Source organism: Aurantiacibacter spongiae (genome assembly GCF_003815535.1).
Lineage (GTDB): Bacteria > Pseudomonadota > Alphaproteobacteria > Sphingomonadales > Sphingomonadaceae > Alteraurantiacibacter > Alteraurantiacibacter spongiae.
Map to the genome: position 1 here is coordinate 2,640,805 of NZ_RPFZ01000001.1, position 18,171 is coordinate 2,658,975.

Genomic DNA, 18,171 nt, shown 5'->3' on the forward strand with positions numbered 1-18,171 from the left:
CAACTTCGCCCTAGCCGGGTGCGCTATGGGTGACAGTTGCGCCGACGGGTGCGTTGCAAAAAGGGACAATCGCGCGCATACCACTGAAAGTTTCGCGGGAACGACGCGCTGCGTTCAGGATTTAATATCCGAATAGCCTGATATTGCGGATTTCGGCATTCTCAAGGGGCATCGGCGCATGGCGACGCTGGACAGGATAGACAGGAAGTTGCTGGCCGAATTGCAGGCCGAGGGACGCGTGACGAATGTCGATCTCGCCAGCCGTGTCGGCCTGACCGCGCCCCCCTGCCTGCGCCGCGTGCGCGCGCTGGAGGAAGAGGGCGTCATTCGCGGCTACCATGCCGATCTCGATGCATCGAAGCTGGGTTTCGCCATAACCGTGTTCGCGATGGTCAGCCTGCGCAGCCAGGCCGAGGAAGACCTCAAGGCGTTCGAGGATCACATCAAGACGCTGCCCGAAGTGCGCGAGTGCCACATGCTGAACGGGGAGATCGACTTCATCCTGAAGATCGTCAGCCGCGACCTGCAAAGCTTCCAGGAATTCCTCACCAGCAAACTGACGCCGGCACCCAATGTCGCCAGCGTCAAGACAAGCCTGACCATCCGTACCGCCAAGCACGATCCGGGCGTTCCGCTGGAAAGCTGACCGGCACCGCTAGAGGGCGGAAAAGCGTTCGATATCCCTGATCCGTCCGGAGACGACGAGTTCGTCGTCGGGAAAGATGATGGTATCGGGGACGGCGTGGATGAAATCCTCCCCCTCCCGCTTCACGCCCACGATCGTCACGTCGAAGCGCTTGCGGCAATCGCTGGTCAGCAGCGGCACGCCGACGATGGGTTCGGGCGCGGATAGCTTGGCGATGGCGTATTCGGTATCGAAGGCGATGAAATCGCGCAGCCGTTCGTTCAACAGGTGGGCGACGCGTTCCCCCATTCGCTGTTCGGGAAAGACCACATGACGCGCCCCGGTGCGCTCCAGGATCCGGGCGTGGTTGTCATTGGTCGCCTTGGCCCAGATGTTCGCGATCCCGATATCGGCCAGCGCCAGCACGGTTAGCAGGCTCGCCTCTATGTCGGTGCCGATGGCGACCACGGCGGAATCGAAATCCTTCGCGCCAAGGCTTTCCAGCGTCTTGGTGTCGGTGCAGTCCGCTTCCACCACCTGCGTGAGATCGGCGGCGAATTCCTGCACCAGGGCGGGGTCGGTATCGGCGCCCAGCACCTCGTGCCCCATGTTTTCCAGCGTACGGGCGACCGCGCCGCCGAAGCGGCCAAGCCCGACGACCAGCACTGGCTTGCGTTTGTCAGCCGACAATCGGGTTCTCCTCTGAATAACGGAAGGGCCGGTCGCGCTCCCCCAGGGCAAGCGCCGTGGCCACGGTGATGGTTCCGACCCGGCCCACGAACATCAGCGCCGCGATTACCAGCAGCGCCGTGGGCGGCAGATCGGCGGTGATGCCGGTGGAAAGGCCGACGGTGGAAAAGGCGCTGATGCATTCGAACAGGATATCGTCGAGCGGCAGGTGGCTGATCGAGGCGATGTAGGTCGTCGCAACGAAGATCAGCGATGCGGCGAGGACCGTTACCGAGAGCGCCTGGCGCTGCACCGCCCCGCCGAAGCGCCGCTGGAACGCCACCGCGTCGCGCCGGCCGAGTATCTCGGAGGCGACGATGGCGAACAGGACGAAGAACGTCGTCACCTTGATACCGCCCGCCGTGCCCGCGCTGCCGCCGCCTATGAACATCAGGATGAAGTTGGCCATCAGCGTCTCGTCGTGAAAGCCGCCGACAGGGACGGAGTTGAAGCCGGCGGTGCGCGGCATCACCGAATGGAAGGCGGCGTTGAGGATCTTCGCCCCCCAGTTGAGCGGCCCGAGCGTCTGCGGATTGTGCCATTCCATCGCCAGGATCGCGGCGAAACCCGTCAGCAGCAAAGCGCCGGTACCGGCGACGGTGATCTTGCTGTGCAGCGTCCAGCGCCGCCAGCGCAGGCGCTTGGCTCGGATGTCCTGCATGACCGGAAAGCCGAGCGATGTGAGCACGACCGCGAACATCAGCGGGGAAAGGATCATCCAGTCGGTCTGGAAGCCGATGACGCTGTCGGAAAAGCTGGAGAAACCGGCATTGTTGAACGCGCTGACCGAATGGAAGGTGCCATGCCACGCCGCGGTGAGGAACGGCATGTGGTAATGCGCGGCGAAGCGCACCGTCAGCACCGCCGCGACCGCCGCTTCCACCACCACGGTCACGCGGAAGACCAGCCTGAGGACGGACGCCGCGTCGCTCGTTTCCAGGCGGCTGCGCTCGACATGCGTGGCCATCCGGTCGCGCAGGCCGAACCCGCGCCCGACGATCAGGCCGAGCAGGCTGGCCGCGGTCATGATGCCGAACCCGCCGACCTGGAACAACAGCAGGATGACCCCCTGGCCGAAGCCCGACCAGTAGGTCGGCGTATCGACGACGATGAGGCCGGTGACGGCGACCGCGCTGGTGGCGGTGAAGAAGCTGGTCAGAAGCGGCGCGCTGGTGCCGCCGGCGGTGGCGATCGGCAGGTCGAGCAGCGCGGTCCCGATCAGGATCGCGCACAGGAACAGGATCGGGATGAGCCGGATGGGGTGGCGCAGATGATGCATTCAGCGACCGCGCCCTGGCGTCGCGCCATGACCCCGCGCGGCCGTCACGCCGCGTCCGCTTCGCCCCGCTTTTCGAGCCATTCCTCGAGCCACTTGATCGTGTAGTTCCCTTCGAGGATGTCCGGCTGGCGGATCAGTTCCTCGTGCAGGGGAATGGACGTCTTGACCCCCTCGACCACCATTTCCTCCAACGCCCGGCGCAGCCGCATGATGCAGCGTTCGCGGGTCTTGCCGTAGACGATCAGCTTGGCGATCATGGAATCGTAATAGGGCGGGATCGAATAGCCGGCATAGATGCCGCTATCGACGCGCACATGCATTCCGCCCGCGGCGTGGTAATAGGTGATCTTGCCGGGGCTGGGGGCGAAGGTGAACGGATCCTCGGCATTGATCCGGCATTCGATGGCGTGGCCGGCGAAGGCGATGTCTTCCTGCGAGCAGCTCAGGTTCTTGCCGTCGGCGATACGGATCTGTTCGCGCACCAGGTCGATGCCGGTGATCATCTCCGTCACGGGATGCTCGACCTGCAGGCGGGTGTTCATCTCGATGAAGTAGAACTCGCCGTTTTCCCACAGGAACTCGATGGTGCCCGCCCCGCGATAGCCCATCTCGGCCATCGCCTGCGCCACCACGCCGCCCATGCGCGTGCGTTCCCCGGCGCTGATGACGGGGGAGGGCGCTTCCTCGAACACCTTCTGGTGCCGGCGCTGGAGCGAGCAGTCGCGCTCCCCCAGATGGATGGCATTGCCGTTGCCGTCGCCGAACACCTGGAACTCGATATGGCGCGGATTGCCGAGGTATTTCTCCAGATACATGGTGTCGTCGCCGAACGCGGCCTTCGCTTCGCTCTTGGCCTGGCGCACCAGGTTCTCCAGGCTGTCCGGCGAGGGGATGACCTTCATCCCGCGCCCGCCGCCGCCGCTCGCGGCCTTGACCAGCACCGGGTAGCCGATTTCCTCGGCCACGGCGCGAATCTCGTCCATCGTCTCCACCGCCCCTGCCGAACCGGGGACCAGCGGCAGGCCGAGCGCGCCGGCCGTCTTCTTCGCCTGCACCTTGTCGCCCATGGTGCGGATGTGATCGGGCTTGGGACCGATCCAGGCGATGTCGTGCGCCTCCACGATGTCGGCGAACTGCGCGTTTTCCGACAGGAAGCCGTATCCAGGATGGATCGCGTCGCAACCGGTGATCTCCGCCGCCGAGATGATCGCGGCGGTGTTGAGATAGCTTTCGCTCGCGGGCGGCGGGCCGATGCACACGGCGGCATCGGCGAGGCGCACGTGCATCGCGTCGGTATCGGCGGTGGAGTGGACCGCGACGGTCTCGATCCCCATCTCATGGGCCGCGCGGTGGATGCGCAGCGCGATCTCGCCGCGATTGGCGATGAGTATGCGCGATATGGCCATGCCCGTCCGCCCCCCGCCTTCAGCCCAGCACGATCAGGGGCTGGTCGAATTCGACCGGATCGGCATTGCCGACGAGGATTTCCGTCACCGTGCCGTCCCGGGGTGCCTCGATCGGGTTCATGACCTTCATGGCTTCCACGATCAGCAGCGTGTCCCCGGCCTTCACGGAGTCCCCGACGCTGACGAAATTGGGCTGGCCGGGCTCGGGGCCGAGATAGGCGGTGCCGACCATCGGCGAGCGGACCGCGTTGGCGTTGTCGGCGCCCTGCGGCTGCGCGGGCGCGGCGGCATCGCCGGAAGGTTGCTGGGGCGGCTGGCCCTGCGGTGCGGCCATCGCGGCGGGCTGCAGCATGGCCGGCGCCACGCCGCCGCCGCGCGACACGCGAATACGCATCTCGCCTTCCTCGACCTCGATTTCGGTCAGGCCGGTTTCGCCCAGCATGTCCGCCAGTTCGCGAACCAGCGCGGTATCCACCGACATGCCGTTCCCGCGCGGGGCGGAAGCGGCGGCAGGGGCCTTCTTGTCAGCCATACAATCCCTTCGGCTTATGCGACGATCTGATGACGGCAGGCGCTATAGCCTGCCGCAGGGCTTGGCAAGACGGGGCGCGCGGCCGCTCGCCGGCGCGGTCAGAGGCGGGCGACGGCGTCCAGCGCGAGTTCGTAGCTGCCGATGCCGAAGCCCGAGATGCTGCCGATCGCGGCCATGCCGATATAGCTCTTGTGACGATAGGCCTCGCGCCCCGCCGGGTTCGACAGGTGAACCTCTATCACCGGCGTGCGGATCGACTTGATCGCGTCGTACAGGGCCAGCGAGGTGTGGGTGAGGGCACCTGCATTGAGGATGACGGCCTTCGCCTGATCCCCCTGCGCCTCGTGCAGCCAATCGACCAGATGGCCTTCGTGGCTGGACTGGCGCATCTCGATATCGAAGCCCAGTTCCTTCCCGCGCGCTTCCATGCGGGTGGCGATATCATCCAGCGTTTCCTCGCCGTAGACGTCGGGCTCCCGCGTGCCGAGCATGTTGAGGTTCGGGCCGTTCAGGACATAGATTTTTTCACTCATGCCGCCCCCTTAGACGCCGGCGGGGCCGGCGGCCAAGGGGGTGCATCGGATTGATTGGCGCGGCGACGGCCCGGGGCGTTATTTTTCCACCCCCTTCACCTTTCCCCACTGCCGCGCGGCGGTGTAGCCGAGATAGCCGGTGCCGAAGAGGGCGTAGAGTTCTTCGGGCAGGCGGGACAGGTAGCCGGTGATGCCGCGCCCGATATCGTCCGCCGCCTGTGCGTCGAAGGCCGACAGGATCCCCATCGGGATGGCGAACAGCATGATTGCGTACATGACGTAGAGGAAGCTTGGCCGCGCAGGGCTGGTCCACGGGTCGCGGCTGTTGGCCTCGGCGATGATGGCCGACAGGCGCGCCTCGATCTGCGCCATTTCCTGCGTGCCTTCCAGCTTGACGAGTTCGATCTTGGCCCGCTCGCGCGCTTCCTTGTCGGGAATGACCTTGTCGATGATGGATGCGATGGGCCCGATGAGGGTTTCGAGAATTGCCATGTCTGCTGCTCCGCTGGCTGGTGGGGCGGGGGCGGTGGACCGGCCGGGATCGTGTAGGAAAGCCCCGATGGCACGCGCCGGGGCGGCGGGGGCTGGAAACGGCGCGAGGCGGGTGTCATAGGCGGTAGGCATGAGCGACAAAGCGACCCGCGCCGACTGGGACGAGGCGGCCAGAGAAGAGACGAAGGGCAGGGATCTGACCTGGGACACGCCCGAGGGCATCACCGTGCAGCCTGTTTATACGGCCGCCGATACCGAGGGGCTGGACCCCGGCCTGCCCGGCTTCGCGCCCTATACGCGCGGCCCCTATGCCAGCATGTATACCGGCCGTCCGTGGACCATCCGGCAATATGCGGGCTTCTCCACCGCCGAGGAATCGAACGCCTTCTACCGCCGCAACCTAGCCGCCGGGCAGAAGGGGCTGTCGGTCGCGTTCGATCTCGCCACCCATCGCGGCTACGATTCGGATCACGGCCGGGTGGTCGGCGATGTCGGCAAGGCGGGCGTCGCGATCGACACGGTGCGCGACATGGAAATCCTGTTCGACCAGATCCCGCTCGACGAGATGTCGGTCAGCATGACCATGAACGGCGCGGTCATTCCGGTGATGGCGTTCTACATCGTCGCGGCTGAGCGGCAGGGGGTTTCGCAGGACAAGCTTTCCGGGACCATCCAGAACGACATCCTCAAGGAGTTCATGGTCCGCAACACCTATATCTACCCGCCCGAACCGAGCATGCGGATCGTTTCGGACATCATCGCATATACCTCGGCCAAGATGCCGAAATTCAACAGCATTTCGATCAGCGGCTACCACATGCACGAGGCCGGGGCGACGGCGGTGCAGGAGCTCGCCTTCACCATCGCCGACGGCAAGGAATACGCGAAGCGGGCGATGGAAGCGGGGCTCGATATTGACGCCTTTGCGCCGCGCCTGTCCTTCTTCTGGGGCATCGGCATGAACTTCTTCATGGAGATCGCCAAGATGCGCGCAGGGCGCAAGCTGTGGCACGATGTGATGGAAGGGCTGGGGGCTCAGAACCCCAAGTCGATGATGCTGCGCACCCATTGCCAGACATCTGGTGTGTCGCTGCAAGAGCAGGACCCCTACAACAACGTCATCCGCACCACGATCGAAGCGATGGCGGCGGTGCTGGGCGGCACGCAGTCGCTGCACACCAATGCGCTGGACGAGGCGATCGCGCTGCCGACCGACTTCTCCGCCCGCATCGCGCGCAACACGCAGCTGGTGATCCAGGAGGAAACCGGCATCACCAATGTCGCCGATCCGCTGGGCGGCAGCTATTATATCGAAAGCCTGACCGACGCGCTGGTGGAAGAGGCGCGCAAGGTCCTCGACGAGGTCGAGGCGGCGGGCGGGATGACCCAATATGTCGCCAGCGGCAAGCCCAAGGCGCAGATCGAACAGGCTGCGGCCGCCAAGCAGGCGCGCGTCGACCGGGGCGAGACGGTGATCGTGGGCGTCAACAAGTATCGCCTGCCCGAGGAAGCCGAGATCGACACGCTCGATATCGATAACCACGCCGTGCGGCAGAGCCAGATCGCACGGATCGGGAAGGTTCGTGCAGGGCGGGATGAAAAGGCCTGCCAGGCGGCCCTCGACGCGCTGACCGAGGGGGCGAAGGGCGGGGCCAATGTCCTCCAACTGGCGGTCGAGGCGGCGCGGCACGATGCGACGCTGGGCGAGATCAGCCAGGCGATGGAAGAAGCCTTCGGTCGCTACGACACAACGCCGCAGCCGGTGCGTGGGGTCTATTCCGAGGCCTATTCGGAAGACGAGCGTTACAAACAAGTGGTCGAGGGCGTGAAGGCGGTCGAGCGCCGCCTTGGCCGTGCGCCGAAGCTGATGGTCGCCAAGATGGGGCAGGACGGCCACGACCGCGGCGCCAACGTGATCGCCAGCGCCTTTGCCGACATGGGCTTCGAGGTTGTCTCCGGCCCGCTGTTCCAGACCCCGGAGGAAACCCGCGATATGGCCCTGGCGGAGGATGTCGACGCCATCGGCGCAAGCAGCCTCGCGGCGGGCCACAAGACGTTGATCCCCGAACTCATCGGCCTGCTCAAGGATGCGGGCCGCCCCGACATCAAGGTGATCGCCGGCGGCGTGATCCCGCAGAAGGACTACGACTTTCTGCGCGATGCCGGGGTGCAGGGCATTTACGGTCCGGGCAGCAACGTGGTCGAATGCGCGGCGGACGTGCTGCGCCTGCTCGGCCACAATATGCCGCCTGCGGGGGATGAGCTGGACGAGGCGGCGGAGTGAGCAAGCGCAGACTCATTCAAGTCGCGTTTGTTGTTCTTGGCCTCGCCTGGATTGGCTTCATCGTCGTCGATCTAATCGGCAGCACGATTGGCGATTGCATTGAAAATGATGCGTCATGCGCAAGGGCGAAAGAACTTGCCTCGTCTAGGTGGTTCTGGCGCAGCCTTGCCGTAACGTTGCTGATATTTATGGCTTACCGTTTCCTGAGAGTGGAACCTGAAGATTGACCCAAATCCGCACCGACTGGATCCGCGAGGAAATCGCGGAGCTGTTCGACCTTCCCTTTACCGAGCTGCTGTTCCGCGCGGCCACCGTGCACCGCGAGTTCCACCCGCCCGAGCAAATCCAGCTCTGCACGCTGCTGTCGATCAAGACCGGCGGGTGTCCGGAAGATTGCGGCTATTGCTCGCAATCGGTCAAAGCCGATAGCGGCGTCGAGGCGACCAGGCTGATGGAGGTGCAATCGGTCCTCCAGCGCGCGGCGCAGGCAAAGGATGCCGGCAGCCAACGCTTCTGTATGGGCGCGGCGTGGCGCAACCCGAAAGACCGCGACATGCCCGCGATCGTCGAGATCGTGAAGGGCGTGCGCGAAATGGGGCTTGAGACCTGCATGACGCTGGGCATGCTGACGCCGAAACAGGCCGACATGCTGAAGGAAGCGGGCCTCGATTACTACAACCACAATGTCGACACCGGACCGGAATATTACGAGCGCGTGATCTCGACCCGCAAGTATCAGGACCGGCTCGACACGCTGCAAAACGTGCGCGATGCGGGCATCAATGTGTGCAGCGGCGGGATCGTCGGCATGGGCGAAACGCGCGAGGACCGGGTGGGCTTCGTCCACACGCTCGCCACGCTCGAACGCCATCCCGAAAGCGTGCCGGTCAATGCGCTGGTGCCGGTCAAGGGCACGGTGCTGGGCGACATGCTGGCCGATACCCCGCTCGCGAAGATCGACGATATCGAATTCGTGCGCACCGTCGCCGTGGCGCGGATCGCGATGCCGATGAGCATGGTGCGCCTCTCCGCCGGGCGCGAGAGCATGAGCGAGACGACGCAGGCGTTGTGCTTCCTCGCGGGTGCGAACTCGATCTTCACCGGCGACAAACTGCTGACCGCGCCCAATGCGGGCGACGACAGCGACGGCGCGCTGTTCGCGAAGCTGGGCCTGACCGCGCTCAAGGGCGAGGAGCCGATGCGAGCGTGCAAGGTAATGGAGGCGGCGGAGTGACTACCCCCCAACCTCGTCACCCCCAACTTGATCCGGGGTTTCGCTTATCTTCGAGCTCAGTGCCGAAAGGGAGTTGGATGCCGGATCAATTCCGGCACGTTGATTATGGGTTTCTCTTAACGTGAGCTTCAGTGACCGCCCACCTCTCAGCGGCGCTAAAAAACTCGGGTGCGCCCTATATGCTGCCATTGCTGGAATAGTCTCCATATTTGGTTTGATGCTGGCGGCCTTGGGTGATTGCGCACCAAAGCGCGATGGATCAGGCTGCGGAAACGAAGCTTTCAACAACTTCATCGCCTTCCCCGGTTTGCCGATAGTTCTTCTGGTGGGTGGGGTCCTGCTGGCACGTCAAATGATGAAAGCACGAGAATAATGTTCAAGAAAATCCTCATCGCCAATCGCGGCGAAATCGCTTGCCGCGTCATCAAGACCGCGCGCCGCATGGGTATCGCGACCGTGGCGGTCTATTCCGATGCCGATGCGCGCGCGCCGTTCGTGAAGATGGCGGACGAGGCGGTGCATATCGGCCCCGCGCAGGCGTCCGAAAGTTACCTCGTCGCGGACAAGATCATTGCCGCGTGCAAGCAGACCAGGGCCGAGGCGGTGCATCCGGGCTATGGCTTCCTCTCCGAGCGCGCCAGTTTCGTCGAGGCGCTGGGACGCGAGAACATCGTCTTCATCGGCCCGCCCGCCTCCGCGATCGCGGCGATGGGCGACAAGATCGAATCGAAGAAGCTGGCGCGGGAGGCCGGGGTGAACACCGTGCCCGGCTCCGAAGGCGCGATCGAGAGCACCGAGGATGCGCTGACCTGGGCCAACGAGATCGGCTACCCGGTCATGATGAAGGCCAGCGCGGGCGGCGGCGGCAAGGGCATGCGCCTCGCCTGGAACGATCAGGACGTGAAGGACGGGTTCGAGGCGACCCAGCGCGAGGGGCTCAACAGTTTCGGCGACGACCGCGTCTTCATCGAGAAATTCATCGAGGACCCGCGCCACATCGAGATCCAGATCCTCGGCGACAAGCACGGCAACATCCTCTATCTGAACGAGCGCGAATGCTCGATCCAGCGGCGCCACCAGAAGGTGGTCGAGGAAGCGCCGTCGCCCTTCGTCACCCCCGAAATGCGTCGCAAGATGGGTGAGCAGGCCGTCGCGCTGAGCAAGGCTGTCGCCTATCACAGCGCCGGGACGGTGGAACTGATCGTTTCCGGCGCGGACCCGACGGGCGAAAGCTTCTACTTCCTCGAAATGAACACCCGCCTGCAGGTCGAGCATCCCGTGACAGAGGCGATCACCGGCATCGACCTGGTCGAGTGGATGATCCGCGTGGCGGCGGGCGAAAAACTGCCGATGACACAGGACGATATCGGGATAGACGGCTGGGCGATCGAGAACCGCGTCTATGCCGAAGACCCCTATCGCGGCTTCCTGCCCAGCACCGGGCGGCTGGTGCGCTACCGCACCCCCGTCGAACCGTGGGCGGGGGACTTGCGCGGCGTGGACGGCGTGCGCTTCGATTCGGGCGTGCAGGAAGGCGGCGAAGTGTCGATCTTCTACGATCCCATGATCGCCAAGCTGGTGACATGGGGCAGGACGCGCGACGAGGCGGCGGATCTGCAGGTGGAGGCGCTCGACGCGGTGGAGCTGGAAGGGCTCGGCCACAATGTCGATTTCCTTTCCGCCCTGATGCAGCACCCGCGCTTTCGTTCGGGCAACCTCACCACCGGCTTCATCGCGGAGGAATACCCGCAAGGGTTCGAAGGCGCCGCCACCGACGATGCTCGCCTGCGCCGCGTCGCGGCCTGCGCCGCGCGGATCGAATCGGCGCACCAGTCGCGGCAGCGGGAGATTTCGGGCAAGCTCGACGGACCCGCGCCTGTCGCGAGCGACTGGGTAGTCCGCTTCGAGGCGACCTCTCCCGATGCAAAGCCGGTCGATTACGCGGTAACTTTGGGGGAGGAAGGCGCCTCGGTCGACGGGCGCGCGGTCGCCGGCCATTGCGACTGGACCCCGGGCGCGCGCACCGCTTCGGCGACGCAGAAGGGCGGCGAGACGCTCGGCCTGACCGTCAGGCGAGAGCGACCCGGTTGGCTTATCAACACGCGCGGCGCGACGCACCGGGTCCGCGTGCTGCCCGCGCGCCTGTCGAACCATGCCGGCCACATGATCGAGAAGGTTCCGCCCGATACCTCCAAGATGCTGCTGTGCCCGATGCCCGGCCTGCTGGTGAAGCTGCACGTGGCGCAGGGCGACGCGGTCGAGGCCGGTCAGCCGCTCGCCACGGTGGAAGCCATGAAGATGGAGAACATCCTGCGTGCCGAGAAGTCCGGCACCGTCGCCACCGTCAAGGCCGAGGAAGGCGAGACGCTGGCGGTGGACGCGGTGATCCTGGAGCTCGAATAGCGAGCCGGGCCGCCCCCCCGCGCCGAAGCGAGGCGGCCGGGGGAGTGACGAAATAGCGGGAAATTCCACTGGTCGGGACGACTGGATTCGAACCAGCGACCCCTACACCCCCAGTATAGTGCGCTACCAGACTGCGCCACGTCCCGATACCAGTGGAAGGCGCGCCTATAGGCAGGCGGGCGGGGGATGGCAACCACCTCTGATTGCCAGCCCCGATCATTGCTGCTAGGCGCGCACCGCAACCGGCGGGAAGGGCGGCGGGTGGCGCAAGGTTGCGCCTCTTGCAATCCGGGCTCGCACCGCCATTTCGCTTGACGCTTGTTCCTGTTCCCGATGGGCCATTTCCATGCTTGAATTCCTTGCCGCCGGTGCCGCCGATCCCGCGCCCGGCTGGATGCAGTTCCTGCCGATCATCGGCATGGTTGTGATCTTCTGGTTCCTGCTGTTCCGCCCGCAGATGAAGCGCGCGAAAGAGCATCAGGCGAAGATCGCGGGGATCAAGAAGAACGACCAGGTCGTCACCGCCGGCGGTCTTGTCGGGCGGGTGGTCCGGGTGGATGACGACTATGCCGAGATCGAGATCGCCCAGGGCGTGCGGGTCAAGGCGGTCAAGTCCACCATTGGCGACATCGTCCAGCCGGGCGGCAAGCCTGCCAACGACTGACCCGCTTTTTCCGAACATTCTAGGCGACCGACCCGATGCTCGACTTCCCGCTCTGGCGTAAGATTTTCCTGCGGGGGATCACGCTGCTGCTCGCCGCGCTGGCCCTGCCCTCCATCCTTTCGCTGGCAGGCGCCGGCAATCTCGATCCGGTGGACGGCCCGGAAGTCAATCTCGGCCTCGATCTTGCCGGCGGCAGTCACATCCTGCTCGAGGCGCAGCCTTCGCAGGTGGCCCAGCAACGGCTCGAAGTGATGGAGGAATCGGTGCGCGACGCCATGCGCGAGGCGACCCCGCGCATCGGCATCGGCGATGTTTCCACCGCCGACGGGCGGCTGTCCTTCATGCTGGAAAATTCCTCCGACATCGATCGCGCGCGTGAGGAATTGCTGCCGCTCATCAACGGCACCGGCGTGGTTCAGGAATGGAACCTGGCGGTGATGGACGGCAACCGCATTGTCCTGACGCAGACGGAGCGGGGGCTGGAACAGGCCGTGACCGATGCGATGGATTCGGCGACCGAGGTCGTACGCCGGCGCATCGATGCGCTCGGCACGCGCGAGCCGACGATCATCCGCCAGGGCGATACCCGCATCGTGGTGCAGGTTCCCGGCCTCGCCGATCCGCAGGCGCTGAAGAACCTGCTGGGCCAGACCGCGCGGCTCGAATTCAAGCTGGTCGATCCCAACGCGCTGCCGTCCGACGTGCAGCAGGGCATCGCCAATCCGGGCAGCGAGATCCTGCCCTATGCCGCGTCGAGCGACTTCGCCGGCCAGAACATCGCGGTGCGCCGGCTGGGCGGCATTCGCGGCGACAGCCTGACGGGCGCGCAGCAGACGGTCGATCCGCAGACCAACGAACCGGTCGTCTCGATCCAGTTCGATCCGCAGGGCGGGGCCAAGTTCGCCCAGCTCACCACCCAGAACGTCAACCGTCCCTTCGCCATCATCCTCGATGACGAGGTGCTGTCCGCACCCAATATCAACGAACCGATCCTTGGCGGCGGGGCGCAGATTTCGGGCGGCTTCACCACCGAAACCGCGAACAACCTGGCCATTGCCCTGCGCTCGGGCGCGTTGCCGGTCGATCTCGCGGTGATCGAGGAGCGGACCGTGGGGCCCGATCTGGGGCGCGATTCGATCGTGAAGGGCGCCTACGCGATGGCCATCGGCTCGTTGCTGGTGATCCTGCTCATGATCGTCACCTACGGCCGCTTCGGCGTCTATGCCACCGGCGCCCTGGTGCTGAACGTGCTGATGATCCTGGGCATCATGGCCCTGATGAACACGACGCTCACCCTGCCGGGCATAGCCGGCTTCGTGCTGACGATCGGCGCGGCCGTGGACGCGAACGTGCTCATCAACGAACGCATTCGCGAAGAACGAAAGCGCGGGCGGCGCATCGTCGCCGCGGTGGAGGTCGGCTACAAGGAAGCGAGCCGTGCCATCTACGATGCCAACATCACCAATTTCATCGCCGGCGTGCTGCTGTTCCTGTTCGGCTCCGGCCCGGTGCGCGGCTTCGCCGTGGTGCTCATTATCGGTCTGTTCACCAGCGTCTTCACCGCCGTCACGCTGACCCGGATGTGGGTCGCCGGGTGGCTGCGCAAGAAGCGCCCCAGCGAACTGCATATCTAGGGCGGGAAGGACTAAGCCATGCGACTGCTCAAGCTCGTCCCCGACGACACCAACATCAAGTTCCTCAAATGGCGCGTGCCGTTCTACATCGTCAGCTGCCTGCTGATCGCGGCGAGCTGGGCGCTGGTGCTGACCAAGGGCCTCAATTACGGGGTGGATTTCGCCGGCGGCCAGGAAATCGCCGGAACCTTCACCGGCGAGCAGGAAGCGCCGATCCCCGAACTGCGCGACACGCTGAGCCAGCTCGACTACGGCGAACCGGTGATCCAGCGCTTTGGCGAGGCGAACCAGGTTTCCATCCGCGTGCGCCTGCCCGACAGTGCGGAGGGCGACCCCGCCGCCGCCAACCGCATTTCCGAAGAGATCATCCGGACCGTCACCGCCGCCCACCCCGATTTCCGGGTGGACAGCAACAACACCGTCTCGGGCAAGGTGTCGGGCGAATTCCGCGAGAAATCGGTCTATGCGCTGATCTTCGCGATGCTGGCGATCTCGGTCTATATCTGGATCCGGTTCGAATGGCAGTTCGGCATCGGTGCGCTGTTCGCGCTGTTCCACGACGTCTCCCTGACGCTGGGCATGTTCGCCCTGTTCCAGATGGAATTCTCGTTGCAGATCATCGCCGCGATCCTCGCCATCATCGGCTATTCGCTCAACGACACCATCGTCGTCTACGACCGCATCCGCGAAAACCTGAAGAAGTTTCGCAAGATGCCGCTGCCCGAACTGCTCGACCTGTCGGTGAACGAGACGCTGGCGCGCACGGTGATGACCAGCCTGACGCTGCTCGTCGCGCTGATTCCGCTGCTGCTGTTCGGGCCGGAAAGCCTGTTCGGTTTGGTCGCCGCGATTACCCTCGGCATCTTCGTGGGTACCTACAGCTCGGTTTACATGGCCGCGCCGATCCTGATCTGGCTGGGGGTGAAGAGCGACAGCTTCGTTCCGCAGGAAAGCGTCGCGGAGCGGCAGGAGCGCAAGGCCCGCGGCGAGATCTGACCGCCGCGCCGGGTCAGCCGATCAGCCGGTCGTAGTAGGCGGCCAGCGCGTCGGCATTGGCGTCCCAGCTGAACTGGCGGACGGTCCGTGCGACCGCCGCCTGCCGATAGCCTGAGCCAAGCACCTCCCGCACCGCGTCGGCGATGGCCGCCGGATCGCGCGCGACGATGCGGCCCGCTTCGGGCGCGGTCACGACTTCGCGCGCGCCGCCGGCATCGCTGATGACGAGCGGCGTTCCGCAGGCCAGTGCCTCCACCCATGCGTTGGCGAGGCCTTCGCTGGCGCTCGGCAAGGCCATCGCGGCGGCCGCCGAAAGCAGGATGGGAAGCTCGGTATGGTCGAGCCCGCCCGAAAAATGCACCCGGCTCTCCACGCCGCAATCGTGGGCGAGATGTTCGAGCCGATCGCGATCCGGACCGGTGCCGACGAGCGCCAGCCGCACGCCGGGGAGGGCGGCGAGGGCGCGGATCACCAGCGCCTGCCCCTTGCGCGGTATCAGCGCGCCGACGCTGGCGAGCAGCGCGTCCTCGGTCGGTATGGCGTGGCGATCGGCCAGCCGGCTTCGCGCCTCGTCCCGGTCGAGCGGGCGGAACAGCGTCCGGTCCAGCCCGGTGTAGTGCACCGTCACCTTGCCGCGCGGCAGGCGCATCGCGGCCATGTCCCGCGCCAGCGCCTCGCTCACGGCCAGCAGCCCCGCCGCCTGCCCTGCCGCCGCGCGCATCTGCCGGGCGGGGGCGGGAAGCTGCCCCCAGTGCGAGATGTCCGCCCCGCGCGCCTTGATGCTGAGCGGCAGGCTTAGCTCGCTGGCGATGCGCGCGGCGGCCGATCCGTCCGGGTAGAAGAACTGCGCGTCCACGAGATCGAACGGGGTGTCGGCGTGCAGACGGCGGGCGAGCGGCATCACGGCGCGCGCGATCAGTGCCGGATTGAACCGGCCGCCGAATTTGGGAATCAGCGTGAAGCGCGGGCGATGGACCGTCACCCCGTTCTCCCGCCCGCTAACCGCGGCATCCGCCAGCGGGCGGTAGCGGCCCGGTGCGAAAGGCGGCGTGCCGATGGGATTGACGAGAGTGACCTCCCACCCCTCGCGCGCCGCGAGCGCCTCCATCTGCCGTGCGACGAAGGTGCCGAAACGCGGCAGGTGGGCATTGGGGTAGAGCGTTGCGAGGGAGAGGATCCGGGGCAAGAGGGTTGGGCCTAGAGCCGGCGCACAAGCATTTCGGCAACCGCCAGCCAGGCCGGGTTGTCGATGACGATCTGCCGGTGGCCGATACCGGGCGGCAGCAGGCCGACCCGCGTTCCCTGCCGGTCGATCAGCCGCCCGAAAGCGAAGCGCCCCCCGGAACGCGGCGCGAGTACGTCCCGGTTGACGAGCGCCGCCGCACTTTCGGGCGGCGTCTGGCGCATCCACAGTTGATCGCCGCTGCGATATTCGCCCTGGCTCGCTTCTATCGACAGGCACAAAAGCGTGCCCCCTTCGCCCAGCTCGGTCGGCAGTATCGCGTCGCGCGGTGCCGAAAGGCCTTCCGCTCCGGAGTGGGTCAGGCGGGCCACGATGCGCGCCGGGGCATTGTCCTCCCCCTTAACCAGCGTTTCCGGATCGACCCCCAGCGCCGCGCCGATACGGTTCATCCATGCGAGCGAGAGGTTGCGCATGCCCGTTTCCAGACGGCCGATCGTCTGCGCGGTGGTGGGCGGTTCGCAGGATGCGGCGACTTCGGCCAGCGTCATGCCCTTCTGCTTGCGAATGTCGCGTATGCGGTTGATCACGGGGCGGGATCCTTGGTTAACCGATCTGGTTTGCGAAAAGGCTTTCCTACAACCGATTCGCTTTTGCAAGGGGCGCGCGCAGATCAAGCGAAGGAGGACCGGCCATGCGGCGCGAACTGGTGGAACGCGAACTGACGAGCGAAGGCCCGCGCCGCGGTGGCGGGGTGGGCAGGCGGCGGCGCAGTGTGACGGTCAATGTCGCGGAAAGTCCGCTCGGCTGGCTGCACGCGCACGGCCATCTGGACGATCGCCTGTTCGACGCGGGCGAACGCCTGCGCGCCGATTACGAGCGGTCGCAACTCGCCCCCAATGTCACCATGCGCTGGGATCCGGTGCGGGTGAAGGGCACGGGCGAGGCGGGCCTGACCCCCGGCGAGCGCCAGATTGCCGCCAGGGACCGCTTCGACGGCGCGCTGGCGCAGGCCGGCAACGGGCTTCAGGACGTGCTCTGGCGTGTCGTATGCGCGGGTGAGACGTTGCCGGTAGCGGAAAAGGTGCTGGGCTGGCCGGCGCGCAGCGGCAAGCTGGTCCTGCGCCTTGCGCTCGACAGGGTGGCGGATTTCTACCGGATCGGCTGAGGTCAGGCGAACAGCGAACGCAGCCAGCCGCCGAAGCGCGATAGCAGCGAGGGGGCGTTGTCGCGTTCCTCCTGCGCGGCGAGTTCTGCCTCGCGTTCGCGAATGAGGCGGGCGCGGAGCGAATTGCTCTCGCCGGGCGCAGCGGCGCGGAGCGGCGGTTCGCGCGGGGTCGGCTCGCGCATGAAGGCGTATCCGTCGACCTGCTCTTCCTCGATCCGCGTGATGGACTGCTCCGCCGCCGACGCCCGTTCCTCTTGCGGACCCTCGGTTTCGAGGAGAAGGTCCGGCGCCGCTTCGCTCGCCACCGGTCGCTCGTCCTCATCCGCGAGCGCCGCTGCCCGGCGGCGCGCAGCAATCGCGTCGAGCGCGCTCGGGGGCGGGGGCGCGGGCGCCGGCCGGGGCGCGGCCGGCAGCACCTGCCCTTCGCTCGCCACGTCATCCGCCGCGGCATCTTCCGCCGCCCGGTCGGGCCCGGCGAGCTCGTCTTCCGCCATCAACGGCAGATCGGGGAAAATCCGGTGCTCGATGTCGATCTCGTCCAGTTCGGGCTCGGCGAAAACCGCGGCCTCGTCCCCCTCGTCCGCTTCCGGTTGCTCGAGCGCGGCCGTCTTGCGCCGTGCGGTGAGGTTCAGCACCGCTTCCGGCGACGGCGTGGCATCGTCCTCGCCAGCGTCGTCGTCATCGGTCTGGCCCAGTTCCTCGTCCAGATGCGTTTGGTCGATGGGGGCGAGGCCGAGGACCGTCGCGGGGCGTTCGCGCACCGGCGCTTCCTCGCCCATGTATTCCGCGCCCGCTTCCGCGAACATCTGGTGCGCCTTCGCCAGCTCGTCCGGATCGAGGACGAGGACCGGCTTCTTCTTGAACTTCTTCGGCCCGCCAAGCGCTTCCAGGCTGCCATAGGCAGGCCCGTCGGCGATGGCCGCGGCGGCGTCGGGCACGGTGGCATCGGCACGCAAGGCGAAGGATGAGGCGAGGCCCATGCGCCATGTGTGCGCCCGTGTGGTTTAGGCGA

The 18,171-nt window shown here is 66.1% G+C and carries 18 protein-coding genes and 1 tRNA gene; 9 read left to right on the forward strand and 10 right to left on the reverse strand.

The window, feature by feature from the left end; translation table 11 throughout:
• Window positions 1-178: 178 nt before the first annotated feature.
• Complete coding sequence (locus EG799_RS12910) at window positions 179-646, forward strand: Lrp/AsnC family transcriptional regulator (protein ID WP_123881988.1); 468 nt, start codon at window positions 179-181, stop codon at window positions 644-646.
• A 9-nt stretch (window positions 647-655) separates the two neighbouring features.
• On the opposite strand, the gene EG799_RS12915 is transcribed toward EG799_RS12910, so the two are convergent.
• The 6 genes from EG799_RS12915 to EG799_RS12940 all read right to left on the reverse strand — a co-directional run bounded on the left by EG799_RS12915 (window position 656) and on the right by EG799_RS12940 (window position 5,596).
• A complete protein-coding gene (locus tag EG799_RS12915; RefSeq protein ID WP_234029158.1) occupies window positions 656-1,315 on the reverse strand; it encodes a potassium channel family protein in 660 nt (219 codons plus the stop codon).
• The gene (locus EG799_RS12920; RefSeq protein ID WP_123881991.1) at window positions 1,305-2,633 is read right to left on the reverse strand and encodes a TrkH family potassium uptake protein; all 1,329 of its coding nucleotides are present in this window, start codon (window positions 2,631-2,633) and stop codon (window positions 1,305-1,307) included. The genes EG799_RS12915 and EG799_RS12920 overlap by 11 nt, the downstream gene beginning before the upstream one ends.
• A gap of 44 nt (window positions 2,634-2,677) precedes the next feature.
• Entirely contained in the window at window positions 2,678-4,039 is a 1,362-nt protein-coding gene (gene accC / locus EG799_RS12925) for an acetyl-CoA carboxylase biotin carboxylase subunit (protein ID WP_123881994.1), read from the reverse strand.
• A 19-nt stretch (window positions 4,040-4,058) separates the two neighbouring features.
• On the reverse strand, window positions 4,059-4,571 hold the full coding sequence (accB, locus tag EG799_RS12930) for an acetyl-CoA carboxylase biotin carboxyl carrier protein (protein WP_234029159.1): 513 nt from the start codon (window positions 4,569-4,571) through the stop codon (window positions 4,059-4,061).
• Window positions 4,572-4,669: 98 nt separating this feature from the next.
• Window positions 4,670-5,104 (reverse strand): type II 3-dehydroquinate dehydratase, encoded by a 435-nt coding sequence (aroQ, locus tag EG799_RS12935; protein WP_123881997.1) that lies wholly within the window; start codon window positions 5,102-5,104, stop codon window positions 4,670-4,672.
• A 78-nt stretch (window positions 5,105-5,182) separates the two neighbouring features.
• On the reverse strand, window positions 5,183-5,596 hold the full coding sequence (locus EG799_RS12940) for a holin family protein (protein WP_123882000.1): 414 nt from the start codon (window positions 5,594-5,596) through the stop codon (window positions 5,183-5,185).
• 130 nt (window positions 5,597-5,726) lie between these two features.
• Here EG799_RS12940 and scpA point away from each other — a divergent pair, with 130 nt between their 5' ends.
• From scpA to EG799_RS12960, 4 genes are all read left to right on the forward strand, one after another.
• Complete coding sequence (gene scpA, locus EG799_RS12945) at window positions 5,727-7,880, forward strand: methylmalonyl-CoA mutase (protein ID WP_123882003.1); 2,154 nt, start codon at window positions 5,727-5,729, stop codon at window positions 7,878-7,880.
• Entirely contained in the window at window positions 7,877-8,107 is a 231-nt protein-coding gene (locus EG799_RS12950; RefSeq protein ID WP_123882006.1) for a hypothetical protein, read from the forward strand. The genes scpA and EG799_RS12950 overlap by 4 nt, the downstream gene beginning before the upstream one ends.
• Window positions 8,104-9,114 (forward strand): biotin synthase BioB, encoded by a 1,011-nt coding sequence (gene bioB / locus EG799_RS12955; RefSeq protein WP_123882009.1) that lies wholly within the window; start codon window positions 8,104-8,106, stop codon window positions 9,112-9,114. The genes EG799_RS12950 and bioB overlap by 4 nt, the downstream gene beginning before the upstream one ends.
• Before the next feature lie 372 nt (window positions 9,115-9,486).
• Window positions 9,487-11,517 carry an acetyl-CoA carboxylase biotin carboxylase subunit gene (locus EG799_RS12960; protein WP_123882012.1) on the forward strand — a complete coding sequence of 677 codons (2,031 nt, stop codon included), beginning with the start codon at window positions 9,487-9,489 and terminating at the stop codon, window positions 11,515-11,517.
• Window positions 11,518-11,586: 69 nt separating this feature from the next.
• On the opposite strand, the gene EG799_RS12965 is transcribed toward EG799_RS12960, so the two are convergent.
• Window positions 11,587-11,663 (reverse strand) — tRNA-Pro (locus EG799_RS12965).
• A gap of 200 nt (window positions 11,664-11,863) precedes the next feature.
• Between EG799_RS12965 and yajC the strand changes: the two genes are divergently transcribed.
• Genes yajC through secF form a run of 3 tightly spaced genes read left to right on the forward strand, consistent with a single transcriptional unit; the run spans window position 11,864 to window position 14,811 of the window.
• Window positions 11,864-12,181 (forward strand): preprotein translocase subunit YajC, encoded by a 318-nt coding sequence (gene yajC / locus EG799_RS12970; protein WP_123882015.1) that lies wholly within the window; start codon window positions 11,864-11,866, stop codon window positions 12,179-12,181.
• 35 nt (window positions 12,182-12,216) lie between these two features.
• Window positions 12,217-13,815: a protein translocase subunit SecD gene (secD, locus tag EG799_RS12975; protein WP_123882018.1), complete on the forward strand. Its 1,599-nt coding sequence runs from the start codon at window positions 12,217-12,219 to the stop codon at window positions 13,813-13,815.
• An 18-nt stretch (window positions 13,816-13,833) separates the two neighbouring features.
• A complete protein-coding gene (secF, locus tag EG799_RS12980; protein ID WP_123882021.1) occupies window positions 13,834-14,811 on the forward strand; it encodes a protein translocase subunit SecF in 978 nt (325 codons plus the stop codon).
• 13 nt (window positions 14,812-14,824) lie between these two features.
• Here the strand turns inward: secF and EG799_RS12985 are convergent, their stop codons facing one another.
• Both EG799_RS12985 and EG799_RS12990 read right to left on the reverse strand, forming a co-directional pair.
• Window positions 14,825-15,997 carry a glycosyltransferase gene (locus EG799_RS12985; protein ID WP_123882024.1) on the reverse strand — a complete coding sequence of 391 codons (1,173 nt, stop codon included), beginning with the start codon at window positions 15,995-15,997 and terminating at the stop codon, window positions 14,825-14,827.
• 11 nt (window positions 15,998-16,008) lie between these two features.
• Window positions 16,009-16,581: a helix-turn-helix domain-containing protein gene (locus tag EG799_RS12990; RefSeq protein ID WP_123882027.1), complete on the reverse strand. Its 573-nt coding sequence runs from the start codon at window positions 16,579-16,581 to the stop codon at window positions 16,009-16,011.
• A 104-nt stretch (window positions 16,582-16,685) separates the two neighbouring features.
• On the opposite strand from EG799_RS12990, the gene EG799_RS12995 reads away from it, so the two are divergent.
• Window positions 16,686-17,159 carry a DUF6456 domain-containing protein gene (locus EG799_RS12995; protein WP_123882029.1) on the forward strand — a complete coding sequence of 158 codons (474 nt, stop codon included), beginning with the start codon at window positions 16,686-16,688 and terminating at the stop codon, window positions 17,157-17,159.
• A 2-nt stretch (window positions 17,160-17,161) separates the two neighbouring features.
• On the opposite strand, the gene EG799_RS13000 is transcribed toward EG799_RS12995, so the two are convergent.
• Window positions 17,162-18,139, reverse strand: coding sequence for a hypothetical protein (locus tag EG799_RS13000; RefSeq protein WP_123882032.1), 978 nt, complete (start codon window positions 18,137-18,139; stop codon window positions 17,162-17,164).
• Window positions 18,140-18,171 lie beyond the last annotated feature (32 nt).

Coding starts and splice junctions, on each gene's coding strand:
- EG799_RS12910 (WP_123881988.1), top strand. CDS start 179: ATGGCGACGCTGGACAGGATAGACAGGAAGTTGCTGGCCGAATTGCAG.
- EG799_RS12920 (WP_123881991.1), bottom strand. CDS start 2,633: ATGCATCATCTGCGCCACCCCATCCGGCTCATCCCGATCCTGTTCCTG.
- accC (WP_123881994.1), bottom strand. CDS start 4,039: ATGGCCATATCGCGCATACTCATCGCCAATCGCGGCGAGATCGCGCTG.
- accB (WP_234029159.1), bottom strand. CDS start 4,571: ATGGCTGACAAGAAGGCCCCTGCCGCCGCTTCCGCCCCGCGCGGGAAC.
- aroQ (WP_123881997.1), bottom strand. CDS start 5,104: ATGAGTGAAAAAATCTATGTCCTGAACGGCCCGAACCTCAACATGCTC.
- EG799_RS12940 (WP_123882000.1), bottom strand. CDS start 5,596: ATGGCAATTCTCGAAACCCTCATCGGGCCCATCGCATCCATCATCGAC.
- scpA (WP_123882003.1), top strand. CDS start 5,727: ATGAGCGACAAAGCGACCCGCGCCGACTGGGACGAGGCGGCCAGAGAA.
- EG799_RS12960 (WP_123882012.1), top strand. CDS start 9,487: ATGTTCAAGAAAATCCTCATCGCCAATCGCGGCGAAATCGCTTGCCGC.
- yajC (WP_123882015.1), top strand. CDS start 11,864: ATGCTTGAATTCCTTGCCGCCGGTGCCGCCGATCCCGCGCCCGGCTGG.
- secD (WP_123882018.1), top strand. CDS start 12,217: ATGCTCGACTTCCCGCTCTGGCGTAAGATTTTCCTGCGGGGGATCACG.
- secF (WP_123882021.1), top strand. CDS start 13,834: ATGCGACTGCTCAAGCTCGTCCCCGACGACACCAACATCAAGTTCCTC.
- EG799_RS12995 (WP_123882029.1), top strand. CDS start 16,686: ATGCGGCGCGAACTGGTGGAACGCGAACTGACGAGCGAAGGCCCGCGC.
- EG799_RS13000 (WP_123882032.1), bottom strand. CDS start 18,139: ATGGGCCTCGCCTCATCCTTCGCCTTGCGTGCCGATGCCACCGTGCCC.